General features: G+C 65.9%; 22 protein-coding genes and 1 other RNA gene. 10 read left to right on the forward strand and 13 right to left on the reverse strand.

All coding sequences use genetic code 11. From position 1 onward, the window contains the following. Positions 1–94: 94 nt before the first annotated feature. On the forward strand, positions 95–721 hold the full coding sequence (locus ACW9UR_RS10040; RefSeq protein ID WP_458916823.1) for a ribonuclease T2 family protein: 627 nt from the start codon (positions 95–97) through the stop codon (positions 719–721). Between the two features lie 18 nt (positions 722–739). On the opposite strand, the gene ACW9UR_RS10045 is transcribed toward ACW9UR_RS10040, so the two are convergent. The 3 genes from ACW9UR_RS10045 to ACW9UR_RS10055 all read right to left on the reverse strand — a co-directional run bounded on the left by ACW9UR_RS10045 (position 740) and on the right by ACW9UR_RS10055 (position 3,423). Then, on the reverse strand, positions 740–1,744 hold the full coding sequence (locus ACW9UR_RS10045) for an NAD(P)H-quinone oxidoreductase (RefSeq protein ID WP_458916824.1): 1,005 nt from the start codon (positions 1,742–1,744) through the stop codon (positions 740–742). Beyond that, positions 1,744–2,613 carry a branched-chain amino acid aminotransferase gene (locus ACW9UR_RS10050; protein ID WP_458916825.1) on the reverse strand — a complete coding sequence of 290 codons (870 nt, stop codon included), beginning with the start codon at positions 2,611–2,613 and terminating at the stop codon, positions 1,744–1,746. Before ACW9UR_RS10050 ends, ACW9UR_RS10045 begins: the two co-directional genes overlap by 1 nt. A gap of 99 nt (positions 2,614–2,712) precedes the next feature. Beyond that, positions 2,713–3,423 (reverse strand): COQ9 family protein, encoded by a 711-nt coding sequence (locus tag ACW9UR_RS10055; RefSeq protein WP_458916826.1) that lies wholly within the window; start codon positions 3,421–3,423, stop codon positions 2,713–2,715. A 124-nt stretch (positions 3,424–3,547) separates the two neighbouring features. On the opposite strand from ACW9UR_RS10055, the gene rpsU reads away from it, so the two are divergent. Further along, positions 3,548–3,754, forward strand: a complete 207-nt coding sequence (gene rpsU / locus ACW9UR_RS10060) for a 30S ribosomal protein S21 (RefSeq protein ID WP_161860351.1) — start codon at positions 3,548–3,550, stop codon at positions 3,752–3,754. A 99-nt stretch (positions 3,755–3,853) separates the two neighbouring features. Then, positions 3,854–4,600: a metallophosphoesterase gene (locus ACW9UR_RS10065; protein ID WP_458916827.1), complete on the forward strand. Its 747-nt coding sequence runs from the start codon at positions 3,854–3,856 to the stop codon at positions 4,598–4,600. 3 nt (positions 4,601–4,603) lie between these two features. On the opposite strand, the gene ACW9UR_RS10070 is transcribed toward ACW9UR_RS10065, so the two are convergent. The 6 genes from ACW9UR_RS10070 to ACW9UR_RS10095 form a co-directional block, all read right to left on the reverse strand. Beyond that, entirely contained in the window at positions 4,604–5,428 is an 825-nt protein-coding gene (locus ACW9UR_RS10070; RefSeq protein ID WP_458916828.1) for an alpha/beta hydrolase, read from the reverse strand. Beyond that, entirely contained in the window at positions 5,428–6,030 is a 603-nt protein-coding gene (locus tag ACW9UR_RS10075; RefSeq protein ID WP_458916829.1) for a hypothetical protein, read from the reverse strand. The genes ACW9UR_RS10070 and ACW9UR_RS10075 overlap by 1 nt, the downstream gene beginning before the upstream one ends. A gap of 14 nt (positions 6,031–6,044) precedes the next feature. Continuing rightward, a complete protein-coding gene (locus ACW9UR_RS10080) occupies positions 6,045–6,422 on the reverse strand; it encodes a hypothetical protein (protein WP_458916830.1) in 378 nt (125 codons plus the stop codon). Further along, the gene (locus tag ACW9UR_RS10085; protein ID WP_458916831.1) at positions 6,422–6,556 is read right to left on the reverse strand and encodes an aa3-type cytochrome c oxidase subunit IV; all 135 of its coding nucleotides are present in this window, start codon (positions 6,554–6,556) and stop codon (positions 6,422–6,424) included. The genes ACW9UR_RS10080 and ACW9UR_RS10085 overlap by 1 nt, the downstream gene beginning before the upstream one ends. Before the next feature lie 62 nt (positions 6,557–6,618). After that, on the reverse strand, positions 6,619–7,674 hold the full coding sequence (locus ACW9UR_RS10090; protein ID WP_458916832.1) for an MBL fold metallo-hydrolase: 1,056 nt from the start codon (positions 7,672–7,674) through the stop codon (positions 6,619–6,621). A 2-nt stretch (positions 7,675–7,676) separates the two neighbouring features. Next, positions 7,677–9,383, reverse strand: coding sequence for an acyl-CoA dehydrogenase (locus ACW9UR_RS10095; RefSeq protein WP_458916833.1), 1,707 nt, complete (start codon positions 9,381–9,383; stop codon positions 7,677–7,679). A 104-nt stretch (positions 9,384–9,487) separates the two neighbouring features. Between ACW9UR_RS10095 and ACW9UR_RS10100 the strand changes: the two genes are divergently transcribed. Next, on the forward strand, positions 9,488–10,480 hold the full coding sequence (locus tag ACW9UR_RS10100) for an L-threonylcarbamoyladenylate synthase (protein ID WP_458916834.1): 993 nt from the start codon (positions 9,488–9,490) through the stop codon (positions 10,478–10,480). Between the two features lie 13 nt (positions 10,481–10,493). On the opposite strand, the gene ACW9UR_RS10105 is transcribed toward ACW9UR_RS10100, so the two are convergent. After that, on the reverse strand, positions 10,494–11,063 hold the full coding sequence (locus ACW9UR_RS10105) for a YqgE/AlgH family protein (protein WP_458916835.1): 570 nt from the start codon (positions 11,061–11,063) through the stop codon (positions 10,494–10,496). Between the two features lie 137 nt (positions 11,064–11,200). Between ACW9UR_RS10105 and ACW9UR_RS10110 the strand changes: the two genes are divergently transcribed. Beyond that, on the forward strand, positions 11,201–12,013 hold the full coding sequence (locus ACW9UR_RS10110; RefSeq protein ID WP_458916836.1) for a protein-disulfide reductase DsbD domain-containing protein: 813 nt from the start codon (positions 11,201–11,203) through the stop codon (positions 12,011–12,013). Between the two features lie 3 nt (positions 12,014–12,016). Here ACW9UR_RS10110 and nudC read toward each other — a convergent pair whose 3' ends face one another. Next, positions 12,017–12,976: an NAD(+) diphosphatase gene (gene nudC / locus ACW9UR_RS10115; protein WP_458916837.1), complete on the reverse strand. Its 960-nt coding sequence runs from the start codon at positions 12,974–12,976 to the stop codon at positions 12,017–12,019. Positions 12,977–13,086: 110 nt separating this feature from the next. On the opposite strand from nudC, the gene ffs reads away from it, so the two are divergent. Beyond that, an RNA gene (ffs, locus tag ACW9UR_RS10120) (signal recognition particle sRNA small type) lies at positions 13,087–13,184 on the forward strand. A gap of 61 nt (positions 13,185–13,245) precedes the next feature. Here the strand turns inward: ffs and ACW9UR_RS10125 are convergent. Both ACW9UR_RS10125 and ACW9UR_RS10130 read right to left on the reverse strand, forming a co-directional pair. After that, entirely contained in the window at positions 13,246–14,148 is a 903-nt protein-coding gene (locus ACW9UR_RS10125) for a Hint domain-containing protein (protein ID WP_458916838.1), read from the reverse strand. A gap of 295 nt (positions 14,149–14,443) precedes the next feature. Beyond that, positions 14,444–15,352 (reverse strand): Hint domain-containing protein, encoded by a 909-nt coding sequence (locus ACW9UR_RS10130; protein ID WP_458916839.1) that lies wholly within the window; start codon positions 15,350–15,352, stop codon positions 14,444–14,446. Positions 15,353–15,583: 231 nt separating this feature from the next. On the opposite strand from ACW9UR_RS10130, the gene ACW9UR_RS10135 reads away from it, so the two are divergent. The 4 genes from ACW9UR_RS10135 (at position 15,584) to recR (ending at position 18,823) form a co-directional block, all read left to right on the forward strand. Next, positions 15,584–17,347 carry a DNA polymerase III subunit gamma/tau gene (locus ACW9UR_RS10135; protein WP_458916840.1) on the forward strand — a complete coding sequence of 588 codons (1,764 nt, stop codon included), beginning with the start codon at positions 15,584–15,586 and terminating at the stop codon, positions 17,345–17,347. An 88-nt stretch (positions 17,348–17,435) separates the two neighbouring features. Further along, complete coding sequence (locus ACW9UR_RS10140; protein ID WP_458916841.1) at positions 17,436–17,780, forward strand: YbaB/EbfC family nucleoid-associated protein; 345 nt, start codon at positions 17,436–17,438, stop codon at positions 17,778–17,780. A gap of 105 nt (positions 17,781–17,885) precedes the next feature. Further along, on the forward strand, positions 17,886–18,176 hold the full coding sequence (locus ACW9UR_RS10145; protein WP_458916842.1) for a hypothetical protein: 291 nt from the start codon (positions 17,886–17,888) through the stop codon (positions 18,174–18,176). A gap of 47 nt (positions 18,177–18,223) precedes the next feature. Further along, a complete protein-coding gene (gene recR / locus ACW9UR_RS10150; RefSeq protein WP_458916843.1) occupies positions 18,224–18,823 on the forward strand; it encodes a recombination mediator RecR in 600 nt (199 codons plus the stop codon). The last annotated feature ends 3 nt before the right edge of the window (positions 18,824–18,826 follow it).

Below are 18,826 nucleotides of genomic sequence, written 5' to 3' on the forward strand. Positions count from 1 at the left end.
GGAAAACCGCGGGGCATTTGCCGTATTTGCAGTTTGTCGGGGAATGCAATCGGGTGTATACCGACAAATGACAAACAGGGAAAGGGGGCTTCCGATGAAGCGGGTCCTGTCTTTGTTTTTCATGGTTGCGCTGTGCGCGCGCGTCGAAGCCGAAGAAATCGGAAATTTCGACTACTATGTCCTCTCGATGGGATGGTCGCCGAGCCTCTGCTCCACCGCAGGTGGCGAAGACTGCGCTGACCAGGCTCAGCGCGGTTTCATTCTGCGCGGCTTCCTGCCCAGCTTCGAGCGGGGGGCACCTTCATTTTGCCTTGGCGGCGCTTCAGGGCCGACGCGGGAAGTCGCGGACGCCATGGACGACATCATGATCGATGGCGACCGCGCCTGGTGGATGTGGAAGAAACACGGCAGCTGCTCGGGGCTGGAGGGAGAGACGTATCTGCGCGCCGCCCGCTACGCCTACGAGTCGATCACGCAGCCCTGGTCGCTGAAGGAGTTGGAACGCGACGTCGAGGTACCGCTCGACGCGATCCGCGAGACGATCCTGATGCTGAACCCGGAACTGCCGGAAACCGGCGTTGCCGTCACCTGCGAGCGCGGCCGCATGACCGAGATCCAGATCTGCCTCGACAAGGATCTGACACCGCGCGAATGCGGGACCGAGATTCTGCGCTCCTGCACAGAGGACCGCATCGCCATCGCGGCGATCCCGCAGGGGTAATACCATGCCCGGGGGCCCTCAGCCCCCGGCGACGTTCAGGATGATCTTCCCTATGTGACCCGAGCTTTCCATGCGGGCGTGCGCCTTGGCCGCGTCCGCAAGCGGGAAGCTTTCGTCCATCACAGGCGCAATCCGCCCGGCGGCCAGCAGCGGCCAGACCTCCCGCTCCAGATCCTCGGCAATGGCAGTCTTCGCCGCCACCGACTGCGGCCGCAAGGTCGAGCCGGTGATGGTCAGCCGCTTCACCATCGCGGGCGCGAGGTTCAATTCGACCTTCGGGCCTTGCAGGAAGGCGATCATCACCAGTCGCCCATCCTCGGACAACAGCTTGATGTCGCGGGCAATGTAGTCGCCGCCAACCATGTTCAGGCTGACGTCGATCCCTTGCCCGTTCGTCGCCGCGCGCAGCGCGTCGACATAGTCCTCGTCCCGATAGTTCACGGCCCGCTCGGCACCCAGCGACTCACAAGCGGCGCATTTCTCGGCCGAACCGGCGGTGGTGAATACCCGCGCGCCACGCAGCTTGGCCAGCTGGATCGCGGTCGTCCCGATGCCGGAAGAGCCGCCATGCACCAGGAACCGCTCGCCGGCCTGAAGGCGCGCGCGCTGGAAGACGTTGGTCCAGACGGTGAAATATGTCTCGGGCAGCGCGGCCGCCTGCTCCAGGCTCAGGCCGTCTGGCACCGGCAGGGCGTGGGTCGCGGGGCAGACGACGTATTCTGCATAACCGCCGCCCGGCAGCAGCGCGCAGACGGCATCGCCCTCGGCCCAGCGGCTGACGCCCGGGCCGACGGCTGCGACTTGGCCGCTGCACTCCAGCCCCGGCAGATCGGACGCGTCAGGCGGCGGAGCATAATTGCCCGCCCGCTGCAGGGCATCGGGTCGGTTCACGCCCGCATGGGCGACACGGATCAGGATCTCGCCCGCGCCGGGCACGGGCACCGGTCGCTCGACCGGTTTCAGCACCTCGGGGCCGCCGGGGGTGCTGATCTCCACGGCGGTCATGGTGGCGGGAAGGCTCATCAGACGGTCTCCAGCTCGGAATGGGCGAACTCCCAATAGAGCTCGCGGGCCTTGCGCATGACGGGACCGATGGGAAGGTCGCGGTCCTCGAAACGGGTCACCGGCATGACCTTGGAGGCGTTGCCGGTCAGGAAAATCTCGTCCGCCCGGTGGAAATCCGAAACGCTCAGCGAGGTCTCGACGATCTCGTGACCCGCGTCGCGCAGCAAGCCGATGACCCGTGCGCGCGTGATCCCGGCCAGGAAGGTGCCGTTCGGGACGGGCGTAAACACGACCCCGTCGCGCACCATGAACACGTTGGTCGAGGCTGTCTCGGCCACGTGATCCTCGAGATCCAGCGACAGCGCGTTGTTGAAGCCACGCTTGCGGGCGTCCTGGATGATGCGCGCGTTGTTCGGATAGAGGCAGGCGGCCTTGGCTTCGGTCAGGGCGGTATCCTGCCGGGGACGTCGGAAAGGCGAAACGGTCAGCGACAGGCCCGTCGGCTCGGGCATCGGCAGATCCTCGAGGCAGATCGCGAAGGCGGTCGAGCCGGGCTCCGCATCGATCAGGGCTGCCGACGCCTCGGTCGACCACATCATCGGACGCAGGTAGAGCGCCGCGCCGGGGGCAAAACGCTTGAGCCCATCGCGGATCAACGCGGCAATCTCGGGTCCTTCCATGACCGGATCCATGCCCATCGCGCGGGCCGAGCGGGCAAGGCGGGCGCAATGCGGCTCGAGATCCGGGGTCACGCCCTCGAAGGCGCGGGCGCCATCAAAGACCAGCGTGCCCTGCCAGGTGCCGTGATCCGCCGCGCCGAGAATGGGCAGGTTCCCCTCGTGCCATTTGCCCTGGAACCAGGTGTGCGCGACGGTGCCCATTGCCATGTTCTGTCCTTCCCGGGATCTGCGGCCGGACAAATGCCGGCCTTCATGCGGCGCGCATCTTCGCGCCGCGATCCGCCGGGTGCAACCCCGCGCGGGCGGCTAGTGCCGCCAGCGTCCAGGCAGATCCGCACCGCGCGAGCCGGGGGCGCGGATGCCGCCCAGAATACGGCCCGGACCGGCCATGAACGCGCGTCCCAGGGGATTGTCACGAACCGCCGCTTTCACCTTTTCGAACTGCATCACGTTCTCGATCCGCCGGTCGATGAAGCCCAGCGTGTCGATATGGTTCGGGCTGTCATCGCCCAGCCAGTAGAGCACGCAGGAGGAATAGACACCCGACAGCGTCATGCGCTTCGTGTACCAGTTCACATCGTCCGAGCTGTCGCCCAGCGCATTCCAGATCGTGTCTGCGGTGTGCCAGACCGCCCGCGCGCCATCCGCTGCGTGGATCGGCAAGGCAAAGAGGGCGGCGCCGCGGCGGACGGCTTCCCGGTGCGGGGCGGCGATCTCGAGTCGGGTTGCGATGGCATGGGCGACCCGCTCGGAGTAGCGCATATGAGCCAGGTCCTCGGAGGCAAGTCGACGCGCCAGTTCGTCATCGTTGGCCATATGGAACGCCATCGCCAGGTCGATGCCGCCACGTGGGAAGGCGAGACGCGCAAGCGCCGGGTCGACCTCGGCGCTGCGGACGGCATCGGCGAGGGTGCGATCCGTCCAACCGTCGAAGACGACATTGGGCAGTGCGGCGGCCAGAACGGCGTCGCGCACCTCGGTGACGGGGTCGGCCTGTGGCTTTGTCTCCTCGGTCATGCTCGGTCTCCGGCTTGGGGTGTGGAATCTCCTGTCCGGGTGTGGACAGGCCGTCTTGCGGTTGTTATATAGCGCGCTCCTGCGAAGTATCGAAACTCCAACCGCGGAAAGGTGGTGAAAACCAGTGCAGGTACAGGTACGCGACAACAATGTCGACCAGGCGCTCCGGGCTCTGAAGAAGAAACTTCAGCGCGAGGGTGTGTTCCGTGAGATGAAGCTTCGGCAGCATTTCGAGAAACCCTCGGTTAAGAAAGCTCGCGAAAAGGCCGAGGCCGTTCGCCGCGCGCGCAAGCTCGCGCGTAAGAAAGCACAGCGCGAAGGGCTTCTCTAAGCCGGCATTGCCACGCGTTGCGGGCCTTCGCGCCCGCCGAGACGGGCCCCGGGCGCAAGCCGCGGGGCTTTGTCGTTTTCAAGCTCAGGATTTGGAACCATGCCCGGAACCGACCGGCGGCGGATTTATGCGATCGGCGATATCCACGGATGCCTCGACCTGCTGGACGGTATGCTCGAGCGCATCGCGGATGATCTTGACCGGCGACCGCACGACAAGCCGCTGATCATCTTCCTCGGCGACTATGGCGACCGGGGACCGGACACGCGCGGCGTGATCGACCGGCTGATCGAACTGGAACAAGGGCCTGTCCCGACGGCGTTCCTGCTGGGCAATCATGACTTCCTCTTCCTCGAGTATCTCGACGCGATTCCTGACGCCGAAACACCGCGCATGGACTGGCTGAACCGGAACCTGGGCGGGACACAGACGCTGGCCTCCTACGGGGTCCGGGTCGGCGCCTTCGGTCAACGCCGCGCGCGCGAAGACTTCGCCAAGGCCGTGCCCGAGGCGCATGTCGCCTTCCTGAAGCGCGCCGAAAGGCTGGTGGAACTGGGCGACTACATCTTCGCCCATGCCGGGATCCAGCCCGGCGTACCGGTCGCGAGCCAGCAGCTGACGGACCTGATCTGGATCCGGGAGCCGTTCCTCTCGGACCCACGCCAGCATCCGGGGATCGTCGTTCACGGGCATACGATCGTCGAGCGGGTCGAAAACCGTGGCAACCGGATCGCGGTCGATACCGGGGCAGTGTTCACCGGGAACCTCTCGTGCGTGGTTCTGGATGGGCCGCGGCAGGAACTGCTGACCGACGCCGGGCCTGTCGAGCTTCCGGTGATCCGCTGAGGCTCAGCGCATCCCTGCGAGGACGCGGACGAAGGTCAGCATGTCTTCGGTCGCACCGAAGCGCCCGAGGTCCTCGTGTCCGCCGCCTTCGTAGACCCGGATGAACTTCGGTTCCTTAGCCGCATCGAACAGCTCCTCGGCCTGCTCCAGCGGCACCCGGTCGTCGCCCGCCCCGTGCAGGATCATCAGCGGAGCATCCACGTCACCAATATGGCCGAGAACCTCGTACTCCTCGCCCGCCAGCATCCAGCACCCGGGAAGAAGACCGATCAGGCCCGACGTCGCCTCGCACAGCCGAGTGAACGGCGCTTCGAGGATCACGGTCAATTCTTCCTGCTCTGCTGCCAGACGTGCGGCAATGGCGGCGCCCAGAGAGAAGCCGTAGATCACGCGCTTGTTCTCGTCGATGGGGCGGCCGAACAGATCGTCCAGCCCGGCGAAGAGACGGCGGGCGTCGCGGAACAAAGCCTCTTCCGAAGGCTCGCCGGGTTGAGCGCCACCGCCTCGGTAGGCCATCGCGGCGATGCCGAAACCGGCGTCGGCGATGTCGCGCAGCCGCGGCTCGTAGACCGACAGCGCACCCACGTCCCCCATGAAATAGACGAAGATTGGATGCGCTTCGGTTTCGGGCTGGGTGACCCAGACCTCGAGCGCGGGGTCGTCACCATGCGCAGGCAGCAGCTCAACCGACGTACGCGGCAGGTCTGCCGGTCCCGCCTCGGTCGTTGTGAACAGGTATATGAAATCGGTGCGCAGGAACCAGAGCGCGCCGAACAGGAGCGAAACGATCAGAACGACGACGAGGGCGAGACGACCGGCTGCGTCCATCAGTTAATCGCCCCGCGCGCTTCGGGCGGGAGCTCCTTGGCGGTATCATACTCGTAGACGTAGCGGTCTTCGACCTGCAGCATCCGGGCGACCTGCGAACGCAGCTTTTCAGGGTAGAAGCTCGACTCGAACTGCGGCAGCCCGTCGACGTCGTTCAGAACCTTGATCGTGTGCGTTGTGCAGAAGGATTTCGGGGACGGACCCTGCGCCTGTGCGCGGCGCAACGTCTGTTCGGCCACGTCGCGGGAGACGTAGATCTTCTGCACATGCACATGATGCGAGAACCTGGCGTGGTAGCGCTCGTAGTAGTCGATCATACGATCAGTCGCACCATAGTGAATGTCGCCGCGTTCCGGCATCGAGTCATGCTGAAATGTACCCGCAGGGTCGTAGATCACCCTTTCGGAGGCGTTAATGAAAAGCGCCGTATGCGCCGCCCTGTCGGACTTGTTCGAGACCATCGAGACGACCGCGACATATGGTTCTTCGTCCGAGACGTGACGCGCGCGCGAGATCTCTTCGTAGGGGGCGGCCTCTTCCACCGCGCAGCCGGCCACGGTCATCAACAGCAGCACCGGGGCAAACAGGCGTACAAGACGCATGGGCGATTCCTTCGTCAGGAGCTTCGCGCCGCGCGCGTGCACTCCTCCTGTATCCGTCTGTAGTCCGGGCCGTACCGCTCGTCGAAGGCGACGATGGTCCGGTCGTCGAACTGCGCGTCTTTCGATAGCACGTCCATCAGCTTCATCAATGCCGAGACGCCGCCGCTGCCGAAACCTGATTCGAAACGTGTCAAGATGCACACGGCACGGGACTGCCGCTGACCGGCATCGAAGCCGGCGATCGGGGAATTCGGAAGTTGTGCGTGAAACCGGTCGCTGAGCCGAACGAAACGGCCGACGGTGGTCGAATCAACGGACCACACGGGCGCGGCGACCAGGATCATCCACGCCGCCAGCGCCCCACTGAGAATGCGCCGCGAGGCGCGTTCCATCAGGAATTGAAGATCGCCAGGAAGATCAGAATGCCGGCGCTGAGGCCGAACAGCCAGATCCAGAACTTGATGAACCCCTCAAAGGTCTTTTCCTGTTCGGTGATGTCCATCTTGCCGTGCTCGTATTCCGACATGTCATGGTCTCCGGTTGCAAAGCCTAGCGTTGCCGCTCCATTACGAAAAGCGCAGGGGATTGTCACGCGCAATCCGTGGATTCCGCAAGTCTCCAGGCCCAGGCGCCGTCATTGCGGCGTCGTCGTGCGATACAGCCCAGCCGGTGCAGGTGGTTCAGATGGCCCACCGCCTCGACCAACGCCAGCCCATACTCTCCTTCGCCGATCTCGCGCCGGTAGAGCGCCGGGAAGCACTCGTGCGCGGTCCGCTCGACGCTCAGGTGCTTCTCAAGCCGGGCGAGCGCGCCGTGGTGATTTCCGATCAACTGCTCCAGCCGTTCGGGCAGGCCATAGAATGGCAGCTTGTGCCCCGGCAGGACGTAGTGCCGATCCGTCGCCAGCAGCTTCAGGCGCTGGCAACTGTCCAGCCATTCGCCGACCGGGTCGGCCTCGGGCTCGGTCGGATAGACGCCGAGGTTCGGCGATATCCCCGGCAGCACCTGGTCGCCCGCCAGAACGAGCGTCCCGTCCAAGGACCAGAAGGTCGCGTGATCCGGCGCGTGCCCGTTGCCCAGCCGCACCGTCCAGGCCCTGCCACCCATTTCGACCACGTCGCCCTCGCCGATCCGGCGGAAGCCCAGCGGGATCGAGTGCACGACGTCCGAGAAATTGAACGGGCGTTCAGAGATGCGTTTCTGAAGCAGCGGCGCGGGCATGCCGGCGCTGCGCAGGAACTCGATCTGCGGCTCGGTCGCCTTTTCCTGCACATCGAGCGTCAACATACGCGCCATCAGCCAGGCGGTACGGGTGGCCCAGATTTCTGCACCGTGCGCGGCGAACCAGCCCGCCATGCCGACGTGATCCGGGTGGTGATGGGTCAGCACGACTTTCGTCACCGGCTTTCCCGCAAGCGGACCAGTCAGCAGGTTCTCCCACAGCGCGCGGGACTTCCCGGAGTGGAAGCCGGTGTCGATCAATGTCCAGCCGTCCCCTTCGTCCAGCGCGTAGACGTTGACGTGATCCAGCTTCATCGGCAGCGGAAGGCGCATCCACAGGATGCCCGGCGCGACCTCCTGCGCCTCGCCCGAGGCGGGCGGACTGTCGTGCGGGAAGCGCAGGTCGTCCAATCCGCCGTCCATGCTCAGGAGGCCAGCGCGTCGGCGTCGAGCGCGTAGAGATCCGCCGCCCCTGCCCCGGCGGCAGTGCAGAGCGCCGGCACCTCGGGCAGCATTTGTAGAATCGCGAAGCGCGCGAGCGGCAGGCGGTCGGCCTCGGCCAGCCCGGCCTTGAGCAGGTAGTGCCCGCCCAGTACCAACGCGAAGGCGCGCAGGAACGGCGCGGCCCCGGCGAAACGGTCGTTCAGATCCTCAGCAGCCAGCATATCATCGAGCGACGCGGCAAGCGCATCGGCCGCCGCCTTCAACCCTTCGGCCAGTTCCGGCACGCCGCCCGCAGCCGCAACGGTGGCCGAGACCTCGTCCAGGAGCGCCCGCGCTGCCGCGCCGCCGTCCATCAGCTTGCGCGCCACGAGGTCCATCGCCTGGATGCCGTTGGTGCCCTCGTAGATCGCGGTCACGCGGACATCGCGGTAGAATTGCGCCGCGCCGGTTTCCTCGATGAAACCCATGCCGCCGTGCACCTGAACGCCAAGCTCCGAGACGCGGCAGCCGGTGTCGGTGCCGAAGGCCTTAGCGATCGGAGTGAGAAATGCGCCCCGCGCAGCCCAGTCGTCGCCCTGTCCCGCCTTGGTCATGTCGAGGCTCAGCGCGCAGTCGAGGCAGATTGCCCGCGCCATCGCGGTCTGCGCCTTCATCGTCATCAGCATCCGACGCACGTCGGCATGATCAAGGATCGTACCGGTACCGCCCGCAACCATCGGCTTGCCCTGCTTTCGCTCCAGCGCATAGGACAGCGCCTTCTGATAGGCGGCCTCGGCCTGGCTCAGTCCCTCGACGCCGACGCCGAGGCGGGCGTTGTTCATCATCGTGAACATCGCCGCCATCCCGCCATGCGGCTTGCCGACGAGCCAGCCTTTCGCGCCGTCAAACTGCATCACCGCCGTCGGCGAGCCATGCAGGCCCATCTTGTGCTCGAGCGATACGACCGACAGGCTGTTGGCCTGCCCCGGATTGCCTTCTGTGTCCGGAATGTATTTCGGCACCAGGAACAGGCTGATGCCCTTGGTCCCTGGCACCCCGTCCGGCAGGCGCGCGAGCACCAGGTGACAGACGTTCCCGGCCACGTCGTGATCGCCCCAGGAGATGTAGATCTTCTGTCCGCTCACCGCATAGGTGCCGTCGTCGTTCGGCTCGGCCCGGCTGCGCAGCGCGCCAACGTCCGAGCCCGCCTGCGGCTCTGTCAGGTTCATCGTGCCGGTCCACTCGCCCGAGTTCAGCTTGGGCAGGTAGAGGTCGCGCAAGGCATCGTCCGCGTGATGCTCCAGCGCCTCGATCTGGCCCTGGGTCAGCAGCGGGCACAGCGACAGCGACAGGCAAGCGCTGCCAAGCATCTCGTTCACACAAGAGGTCACGGTCATCGGCAGACCCATGCCGCCCCATTCGGGATCGCCGGAGATGCCCACCCAGCCGCCCTCGGCGATGGCGCGGTAGCCATCGGCATAGCCCGGAGAGGTCCGCACGACACCGTTCTCGAGGTAGGCCGGATGCAGGTCGCCCGCCCGGTTCAGCGGCGCCAGCACATCCTCGGCCAGGCGCGCGGCCTCGGCCAGGATGGCGTCGGCGGTGTCGGACGTCGCCTCGGCATAGCGCTCGGTGGCGGCCAGCCGATGGCCTCCCAGAACCGTGTCCAGATAGAACCGCATGTCGCGGATCGGCGCGCGATAGGTCATCCCGTCCTCCCGATTGCCGCTTGTCACGCGGCGCATTACCTCTCATACCGCAGGCCCGAACCGTAGAGCCCGCCCCACTGGTGGACAAGGACCGACGCTGCGTCATGAAGCACCCGCCGTCCGAGAACACGATCCGGCTGAGCGCCACAGACCGCGGACTTCGCGCCGCGGCAGCGATGCTGCGCGATGGGCGGCTGGTCGCATTCCCGACCGAGACGGTCTACGGGCTGGGCGCGGACGCCACCGACGACCGGGCGGTTGCGGGCATCTTCGACGCCAAGGGCCGGCCCCGGTTCAATCCGTTGATCGTCCACGTCCCCGACCGCGCTGCCGCCGAGGCGCTGGCCGAGTTCGACCACGACGCCGAGATCCTTGCCGACGCCTTCTGGCCCGGCCCGCTGACGCTGGTACTGCCGCGCCGGCCCGGCGGTCCGCTGGCCGACCTTGTGACTGCAGGCCTGCCAAGCGTCGCGATCCGGGTGCCTGCGCACAAGACTGCACAGGCACTTCTCCGCAGTTTCGGCGGGCCGCTGGCCGCACCTTCGGCCAATGCGTCCGGCAAGATCAGCCCCACGACGGCGGATCATGTACTGGAAACGCTCGGCGGTCGCGTCGCCGGGGTGGTCGACGACGGACAGACGGGAGTCGGGCTCGAGTCCACCATCGTCGGTCTGACAGACGGCGTGCCGCGCCTGCTGCGTCCCGGCGGACTGCCCGCCGAGGCAATCGAGACCGCGCTGCGTCGCCCCGTCTCGGGACCGGCCGAGGCCGAGGGGATTACCGCGCCGGGGCAGATGAGCTCTCACTATGCGCCGGGCGTGCAACTGCTGCTGAATACCGACGTTGCGGATGCGGGCGCGCTGTGGCTGGCCTTCGGCCCGCTCGAAGGCCGGCGGGGGCTGAGCCTTTCGGAAAGCGGCGATCTGGTCGAGGCGGCGGCGAACCTCTTCGCACATCTGCACAGCCTCGATGCGATGGCGCGCGAGGCGGGGATGGACCGCGTGCTGGTGGACCCGATACCGGACACCGGTCTGGGTCGGGCGATCAATGACCGGCTGCGCCGCGCAGCCGCGCCGCGTCCCGGCGACGCCGAGTAATCACTGCGAAATATCAGGCCCGACCACCCTCGGCCGACAGCAGGCGCGGGTCGATGCCGATCCGCTCCATCGCGCTGGCCCAGCGGTCCTCGGGCCGGGTGTGGAACACCAGCGCTTCGTCCGCATCGCAGGTCAGCCAGCCGTTCGCCTGGAACTCCTGCTCCAGTTGCCCCGGCCCCCAACCCGCGTAGCCCAGCGCCAGAAGGCTGCTTTGCGGACCATTGCCCTCGGCGATGTCGCGCAGGATGTCCAGCGTCGCGGTCATGCCAAACCCGCCCAGCACAGGCATGGTCGCACCCTCGACGGAATACTCGCCCGAGTGCAGCACGAACCCGCGGCCATGCTCCACCGGGCCACCGAAATAGACCGGCGGACCCTTGATCCGGCCCGAGATCGGAATTTCCAGCTGTTGAAGCAGGTCGGGAAAGGTCAGCTCGTCCGCGCGCTTGTTGACCATCAACCCCATGGCCCCGTCCGAGGAATGGGCGCACATGAAGATCACGGCACGTTCGAACCGCAGGTCCCCCATGCCGGGCATCGCGACCAGCAGCTTGCCCTCGAGAAAGGCAGGTGTATCGTTCATACTCAAATAGATGGCGTGTGGCCGGGAACCGATCAAGCGCCATCTGACGTTCAAGTCGCGCTAACCGAGACGTGAGTTCCCATGCGCGGCCGCAATGCCTAGATATTTCGCAACGCAAATGGAACGACCGAGGCACCGTGCCCAAACCGCATATCCGCGCAGCTCTTCTGCTTTCGACCGTCCTTGCGTCGGCCGCACCGGGCCTCGCCGTGGCCCAGATGGCCAAGATGACGCTGCTTCCCGGATGGCAGACCGAGCGCGGAACGCGGATGGCCGGGATCCGGATCACACTTGAACCCGGATGGAAGACCTACTGGCGCGCGCCCCAGGGCTCCGGCATCCCGCCGCAGTTCGACTGGAGCGGCTCGCAGAACCTCGCCGGGCTGACCGTGCACTTCCCCGCGCCCGAGATCTTCGAGAGCTATGGCATGCGCTCCCTGGGCTACCACGACCAGGTGGTGTTCCCGGTCGAGATCGCGGCCAAGGACCCGGCCCAGCCGATCTCGCTGGTGCTTGGCATGGGATATGGCGTCTGCGAGGATGTCTGCATTCCGGCGGTCTCCAGCGACCGCCTGACGATTCCGGCGGGTGCAAGCGGCAATGAGGCCGAGATTCGGGCCGCCTGGCAGAGCCGCCCCGTTTCGGCCAAGGCGGCGGGTTTTTCGGGCGCGGGATGTTCCATCCGCCCGGAGGGCGACGGCTACGCCATGACCGCGCTACTCGACTACCCCGGCACTCCAGCCAAGCCCGAGATGGTGGTCTTCGAGACCGGAGCCGAGGATGTCTGGATCACGCCCGAGCGGATATCCACAGGTTCAGGCGGCCTTCGGATCGACGCCTCGGTCGAGTATTTCGGCGATGGCGCGTTTGCACTGGACCGCAGCGCGCTTCGGCTGACGATGTTCGGAGAAGGGCAGCCGGTCGAACTTCTGGGTTGCCCCGCGCTCTGATCGCTAGAACGGCAGGTCGATGCGCCCGGCCAGCCAGTGCTCGATGAGGAAATGGGCGATGGCACCCTTCCGCGCGGGCCTCAGACGCGGTGTCTCGGCATGGCGCTCGGCCAGCAATTCCTCGCGGGAGATCCAGAACGCATCCTGAAGCTCGATCGGGTCCAGCGTGATTTCGTCGGTCAACGCCTCGGCCCAGCAACCGATCATCAGCGACGCGGGGAACGGCCAAGGCTGGCTGGAGAGATAGCCCACCCGGCCCACCTTCACCCCGGTCTCCTCGACTACCTCGCGGCGTACGGCGGCCTCGATGCTCTCGCCCGGCTCCATGAACCCGGCCAGCAGGGAATACATATCCTCGGGCCAGGCGGGCGAACGTCCCATCAGCAGGCGGCCCTTGTGCAGCACCAGCATGATGACGACCGGATCGGTGCGCGGGAAATGGCTCGCCCCGCAGGACGGGCACTTGCGCTGCCAGCCAGCCTGGCTCACCTCGGAGGGCGCGCCGCAACGCGCGCAGAAGCCGTGCGTCTCGTGCCAGGCCAGTATTCCCTTGGCCGCCGCGGCATCGCCAGCATCCTGTGGCTCGAGCCTCGACATCGTGCCGCGCAGGTCCAGAAACCCGTACTCGGGGGCCGAGGGGTGGCAGTTCACTGTCACATCGGCAAACCCGGTATCCGTGGCCGCCGCTGGATCGATCCAGGCGGATATATCATGCGCGAACCGGGGCGCTCCGTCCTCAAGCCCAAGAAAGATCGGCGATTCGGCGGCATCGCCCAGAATCGGCGCATCGGGCGGCAGCCATGCGAGACGCGGAGCTTCTTCGCCCTCGAACAGCACCTTGCCGCGCCAGAGCACCATGCTCCGCGTGCGCGGATCGTCCAGCAGCGTCTCTGCATTGCCCCGCAGATGCGCCGCGCGGTCGATGCGGCCGCCGGCGAACAGCACGTCTTCACTGTCGAACATGTCGCGCTCCCTTGCCTGTCCGGTTGCTTCTAGCAGGCAGGGACGGCGTGCCAAGGGCCAGCTGGGCTGGGGTCCTTGTCTCCGCGGAACGTGATCGCTATATGGGGAATTGAGAGGTTGGTGCGGGCGAGCGCCTCGCCAACCCGGTCAGGTCCGGAAGGAAGCAGCCGTAACGAGCCCCGTTCGGGTCGTTTCCAGCCTCTCACCCATCACCACAGGTGAGTTTGCGCCGCGCGCCCGATCCTATCGGGCGCGCGTGCATGTTCAGTTCAACGCAGAGCGCTTGCGAGACGGCCGGTGACCGTCGCACGCGCTGCCGGGCCATAGGTCCGAACGTCCGAGCGAAGCTCGGGGAACAGTTTCAGGATTTCTTCGCGGACCGCTTCGCCGACCTTGTCCAGCGCGATCTCGGCGGGATGGAAGCTTTCCGACGGAGCGCCGTTACCGAAGATGATCTCGTGACGGTCGAACAGGACGTGCACGTACTCGACGGTGTCCAGGTCGGTGGCGACGCGAATGTCGCTGTCGTTGACCAGGTCGCGGGCGGGGATCAGCACTTCCGACTCACCGAACAGCGCCTGGGCCTTCCAGCCCGAGACCAGGACACGGTGCCACGGCGACACCAGCAGGTCCTGCGCCGGGCTCTGCTCTCCCAAGGCGCCGGCCTTGATGCGGATCGGTGCAAGCTCGCCCGCCGCGGTGGCCATACGGCGGCCGACCCAGCGCACGGGCTGCGCACCGTGGTCGGCGGTTAGGACCAGGTCACCCTCTACGAGCGCCTCCACGGCGACTTCACCCGTGGGGGTGCGGATCATGGTGCCGGCGGCGAAGCAAACGGCGATACCAGCGTCACCGTCGATCGGCGTAGCACTATCCACGTTATCGAGGACGTCCTTGCGGAATTTCTCGTCAACCGGGAGCTGACCGCCATCGGCGTTTGCGAAATAGAGCGTTCCGTCAGTCGCCTCAACAATGACGACGTCGTAGCTGTCGCCGTCCTTCGCCACGACGGTATTCGTGTAGAAGTTGCCGTTTTCGAGCGGCGTCCCAGTCAGGTCGCTGCTGGAAAGTACGTTGTCACCAATATCGACGCTCAGCGCCGGGTCGAATTCGGTCTCGGACCCGGCACCCTGCCCCGACGGATCAGCAAGGTAGAACTCCAGAATTGCCATCTTACTTCCTTACTCAAAGACGTTTCTTGCCACTCGACACCAAGCCGCGGCGATTTTTGGTTTTCGGAAACGCGCGCTTGGTACGCGCGTGATTGCTGCAAGGCGTCTGTTGCCGGTTAAATATGGTTAAGGAATGATAAACAACGTTTTCTTTGTGGCACTGTTAATGAAAATCTACCAATGGTTGTAAAATTAACTGGATTATTATTTTTGAGTTGATCGACTGCACAATAAAAGCGCGAAGCCCGCTGAATCTCTACAGCGGGCTCACGTTTTTGTGTTTAAGTCTATACGCTCAGAACAGCGCGCGCGCATCCCGTCCGGTAACCGTGGGGCGCGCCGAGCGCCCAAAGGCCGTATAGTCGTCACGCAATTCCGGGAACAGTGTCAGGATCTCGCCGCGGACGGCCTCGCCGACCTTTTCGAGTGCCAGTTCTGCCGGATTGAAGCTCTCGCTCGGCGCGCCGTCGGCCCAGACGATCTCGTGACGGTCGAACAGGATATGCACGTATTCGACCGTCTTCATGTCCTCCACCGGGCGAATGGTCTTGTCATTTATCAGGTCCCGCGCGGGCACAAGTAGCTCCGGCTCCCCGAACAGCGCCTGGGCGCGCCAGCCTGAGATCATCATCCGGTGCCAGGGCGAAACCATCAGTTCGCGAGTCGGGACCCGTCCATCGATCGCCCCTGCCTCGATCCGCACCGGAGCGAGTTCCCCATTTGCTGAAACGGTGCGCCGCCCGACCCAGCGGACGGTTTGCGGACCGTGGTCAAGCGTAAGCACCGTATCGCCGGGCTGAAGAGACTCGACCGGAACCTCGCCGGTCGGGGTCAGGATCATCGTCCCGGCAACGAAGCAGATGACGACATCGTCGACGGGGCCAGTGGCGCCGTCGATGCTCGCAAGTTCATCATACCGAAAGTTGACGTCGGTCGGCAGTGTACCGCCATCAGCTGCCGCGTAGTAGTAGACACCATTCACGTCGAGAACGATGACATTGTAAGTCGGCGCGTTCACACCACCCTTCGCAGTGATAGTCTCGGTATAGATCTCAGCGCCGTCATATGGCGTGCCATCCAGATCACTGGTGCTGAGCGTCTGATCTACAATGTCAATCAGCTCATCTTCGGTGAAGTAGGTATCAGAGTCGTTTGAAGGCGATCCACCATCAGGGACGATCGAATAAAATTGCAGCAGGGCCATGTACTACTCCTCACCTGGTTAACCGCCTCGCCAGCAGTGCTTGCGGTCGGGCGTCCGACCGGCACCTTGTTTTTGCGAGTGCGCGATCCAGTCGCCGATCTGCACCCACTGCCACTATATTGTGTTTACGTTATGTTAACCTATGGCAAAATGTTGACGAAGTTAATTTCGGACGAGGCGTTGCGCGGCCGCCGCGATTGACCCCGGCCCGAAACCTGATAGCGGTAACCCATGGAAGCGACCTCCCCGACGCCATACCAGGTTCTGGCCCGGAAATACCGGCCAGCCAACTTCGCCGACCTGATCGGGCAGGACGCGATGGTGCGCACCCTGCGCAACGCGTTCGAGGCCGACCGCATCGCCCATGCCTTCGTGCTGACCGGGGTGCGCGGGGTCGGTAAGACCACGACCGCGCGGATCATCGCCAAAGGGCTCAACTGCATCGGACCGGACGGCAACGGCGGCCCGACCACAGATCCCTGCGGCGAGTGCGAGCCCTGCAAGGCGATCACCGAAGGCAGGCATGTCGACGTGCTGGAAATGGACGCCGCAAGTCGCACTGGCGTCAACGACATCCGCGAGATCATCGACAGCGTGCACTACCGGGCGGCCTCGGCCCGCTTCAAGGTCTACGTGATCGACGAGGTGCACATGCTGTCCACCTCGGCTTTCAACGCGCTGCTGAAGACGCTCGAGGAACCGCCCGAGCACGTAAAGTTCATCTTCGCCACGACCGAGATCCGCAAGGTGCCCGTCACCGTGCTATCGCGCTGCCAGCGCTTCGACCTGCGCCGGATCGAACCCGAGGTGATGATCGCGCACCTCTCCGGCATCGCCCAGAAGGAAGGCGCCGAGGTTGACGCGGACGCGCTGGCGTTGGTCGCCCGCGCCGCCGAAGGTTCGGTGCGCGATGCGCTCTCGCTGCTCGACCAGGCGATAGCCCACGGGCATGGCGGCGTCGGGGTCGAGCAGGTCCGCGGTATGCTGGGCCTCGCCGACCGGGGCCGGGTCATGGACCTTTTCGACATGATCTTGACCGGTGACGCCCCCGGCGCGCTAGGCGAGCTGTCGGAACAATACGCCGCCGGGGCCGACCCGATGGCCGTACTGCGCGACCTGGCCGAGATCGCCCACTGGCTGTCGCTGGTGAAGATCACCCCCGAAGCCGCCGACGATCCCGCTATCGGGCCGGCCGAGCGTGACCGGGGCCGCGAGATGGCCGGCGGGCTCGGCCTGCGGATCCTGACGCGGATGTGGCAGATGTGCCTGAAGGCGCTGGAGGAGGTCTCCGCGGCCCCCAGCCCGATGATGGCCGCCGAAATGGCCGTGATCCGCATGACGCACATGGCCGACCTGCCGACGCCGGGCGATCTGGTCCGGCAGTTGACCGAGAACCCGCCGCTGCCGCCCGCCCCAGGCCCGGCACCGGCGGCTCCGGCTCCGCAGGGCGGTGCGTCCGGCCCGACCGCGCACGCCCGCGCCGGCGCGCCCGGCGGCATGACCCACGCGCCCCGTGCGCAGGCCCAGCGCGCCCCGCGCGCCGAGGCCGATCCGCTGGCGCGCTTTGCCAGTTTCGACGATGTGGTCGAACTGATCCGCACCCGCCGGGACGTCCACCTGCTGATCGAGGTCGAGACCGGCCTGCGCCTTGCCCGCTATGCACCGGGGCGCATCGAGTTCGAGCCGACCGCAAGCGCGCCGCAGGACCTTGCCGCGCGCCTCGGCCGCCAGCTCCAGACCTGGACCGGCGCCCGCTGGGCGGTCTCGGTCGTCAGCGAGGGCGGCGGCAAGACCATCGCCGAGGAACGCGCCGAGCGGCGCACCGACCTCGTAGGGCAGGCCATGCGCCACCCGATGCTGCAGGCGGTGCTGGCCGCCTTTCCCGGCGTGACCGACGCCAACATTCGCGTCAACGAGGCCCCGGCCGAGGACGCGCATGCGGCTCCTCCGCCCGAGCCGGACGACGACTGGGATCCACTCGACGATTTCGACTGACAACAGGCACGACCGAGCCGCGTGGCTTGTCTCGCACCGGTGCCGACAGTATGTGAGGCGCAATCCGCCGCAACGAAGGGGCATTGATATGCTGAAGGGACTGGGCGGTCTTGGCGATATGGCCAAGATCATGAAACAGGCGCAGGAGATGCAGCAGCGCATGGCCGAGGCGCAGGAAAGCCTCGACCGGATCACGGTCACCGGCGAGTCCGGTGCCGGGTTGGTGAAGGCCACCGCGACCGCCAAGGGCGAGTTGACCGGGCTGGATATCGATCCGTCAATCTTCTCGCCAGACGACAAGGAAGTCGCCGAAGACCTGATCCTCGCGGCAATCAAGGACGCGCAGGCCCGCGCCTCGGAAGCCGCCAGCGCCGAGATGGCCAAGGTCACCGAAGGCATGGATCTGCCGCCGGGAATGAAACTGCCGTTCTGAGAGGACGGCTCCCCCGCTTTGCGGACCGGGATGCGGCCCTCTTGTGGTACTGTGGCGCTGGCCGGAGCAAACCGGCCGCGTAACGATCACGAGGGGGAGGGTGCGATGTACGCACGCATAACACGCTACAAGGTCAAGCCCGGACATGTCGAAGCGGCGACGGCGCAGGCCGAGTCGATGAAATCCGACATCATGAGCCTTCCGGGGATCAAGCATTTCGTCAACGCCATCCGCGAGGACGGCGAGGGCTACATCGTCGCCCTGATCTCCAGCGAAACCGACGCACGCGAAAGCCTGCCCCGCGTGCGCGAGATCTGGGGCCGAATGGCCGACCATCTCGACGGCATGCCGGCGCCCGAGGGCTTCGAGGTGGTCGCGCAATGGGACAATCCCTGATCGCATTCCACGCTTGACCCGCCATGCCAACCGGCTAACACCGGGACATGGGTGAAGGTGGCAAGGAAATCGAACGGCTCGTGGACCTGATGGCCCGGCTGCCGGGGCTGGGTCCCCGGTCTGCCCGCAGGGCCGTGCTGGCCATGATCAAGAAGCGCGAGCTGGTGATGGAGCCGCTGTCGCGCGCCTTGGCCGATGTCGCCGCGACCGTCCGCGAGTGCGAGATCTGCGGTAATATCGGCACCGGTCCGCGCTGCGCGATCTGCCTCGATCCCCGGCGCTCGGATGCCGAGCTCTGCGTGGTCGAGGATGTCGCCGATCTCTGGGCGATGGAGCGGGGCGGCAGTTTCCGCGGCCGCTACCATGTTCTGGGCGGCGTGCTGTCGGCGCTCGACGGTGTCGGCCCTGACGAATTGCGGATCCCGGCGCTGGTGGCGCGGGTCGAGACCGGCAATGTCTCCGAGGTGATCCTTGCGCTGAACGCCACTGTCGACGGCCAGACCACCGCGCATTACATCGCCGACCAGTTGGAACGGATGCCGGTCGAGGTCACCTCGCTGGCGCAAGGCGTCCCAGTGGGCGGCGAGCTCGACTACCTGGACGACGGCACGATCTCCGCCGCGTTGCGGGCCCGTAAGAAGTTCTGAACC

It is taken from the genome of Halovulum sp. GXIMD14794, assembly GCF_054457455.1.

What these genes read in the sequence shown, in the direction of transcription:
- ACW9UR_RS10040 (WP_458916823.1), top strand. Translation starts at nt 95, where the DNA reads ATGAAGCGGGTCCTGTCTTTGTTTTTCATGGTTGCGCTGTGCGCGCGC.
- ACW9UR_RS10075 (WP_458916829.1), bottom strand. Translation starts at nt 6,030, where the DNA reads ATGCGTCTTGTACGCCTGTTTGCCCCGGTGCTGCTGTTGATGACCGTG.
- ACW9UR_RS10140 (WP_458916841.1), top strand. Translation starts at nt 17,436, where the DNA reads ATGCTGAAGGGACTGGGCGGTCTTGGCGATATGGCCAAGATCATGAAA.
- ACW9UR_RS10100 (WP_458916834.1), top strand. Translation starts at nt 9,488, where the DNA reads ATGAAGCACCCGCCGTCCGAGAACACGATCCGGCTGAGCGCCACAGAC.
- ACW9UR_RS10090 (WP_458916832.1), bottom strand. Translation starts at nt 7,674, where the DNA reads ATGGACGGCGGATTGGACGACCTGCGCTTCCCGCACGACAGTCCGCCC.
- nudC (WP_458916837.1), bottom strand. Translation starts at nt 12,976, where the DNA reads ATGTTCGACAGTGAAGACGTGCTGTTCGCCGGCGGCCGCATCGACCGC.
- ACW9UR_RS10080 (WP_458916830.1), bottom strand. Translation starts at nt 6,422, where the DNA reads ATGGAACGCGCCTCGCGGCGCATTCTCAGTGGGGCGCTGGCGGCGTGG.
- ACW9UR_RS10135 (WP_458916840.1), top strand. Translation starts at nt 15,584, where the DNA reads ATGGAAGCGACCTCCCCGACGCCATACCAGGTTCTGGCCCGGAAATAC.
- ACW9UR_RS10105 (WP_458916835.1), bottom strand. Translation starts at nt 11,063, where the DNA reads ATGAACGATACACCTGCCTTTCTCGAGGGCAAGCTGCTGGTCGCGATG.
- ACW9UR_RS10125 (WP_458916838.1), bottom strand. Translation starts at nt 14,148, where the DNA reads ATGGCAATTCTGGAGTTCTACCTTGCTGATCCGTCGGGGCAGGGTGCC.
- ACW9UR_RS10050 (WP_458916825.1), bottom strand. Translation starts at nt 2,613, where the DNA reads ATGGCAATGGGCACCGTCGCGCACACCTGGTTCCAGGGCAAATGGCAC.
- ACW9UR_RS10095 (WP_458916833.1), bottom strand. Translation starts at nt 9,383, where the DNA reads ATGACCTATCGCGCGCCGATCCGCGACATGCGGTTCTATCTGGACACG.
- ACW9UR_RS10130 (WP_458916839.1), bottom strand. Translation starts at nt 15,352, where the DNA reads ATGGCCCTGCTGCAATTTTATTCGATCGTCCCTGATGGTGGATCGCCT.
- ACW9UR_RS10055 (WP_458916826.1), bottom strand. Translation starts at nt 3,423, where the DNA reads ATGACCGAGGAGACAAAGCCACAGGCCGACCCCGTCACCGAGGTGCGC.
- ACW9UR_RS10070 (WP_458916828.1), bottom strand. Translation starts at nt 5,428, where the DNA reads ATGGACGCAGCCGGTCGTCTCGCCCTCGTCGTCGTTCTGATCGTTTCG.
- ACW9UR_RS10145 (WP_458916842.1), top strand. Translation starts at nt 17,886, where the DNA reads ATGTACGCACGCATAACACGCTACAAGGTCAAGCCCGGACATGTCGAA.
- ACW9UR_RS10065 (WP_458916827.1), top strand. Translation starts at nt 3,854, where the DNA reads ATGCCCGGAACCGACCGGCGGCGGATTTATGCGATCGGCGATATCCAC.
- ACW9UR_RS10045 (WP_458916824.1), bottom strand. Translation starts at nt 1,744, where the DNA reads ATGAGCCTTCCCGCCACCATGACCGCCGTGGAGATCAGCACCCCCGGC.
- recR (WP_458916843.1), top strand. Translation starts at nt 18,224, where the DNA reads ATGGGTGAAGGTGGCAAGGAAATCGAACGGCTCGTGGACCTGATGGCC.
- ACW9UR_RS10085 (WP_458916831.1), bottom strand. Translation starts at nt 6,556, where the DNA reads ATGTCGGAATACGAGCACGGCAAGATGGACATCACCGAACAGGAAAAG.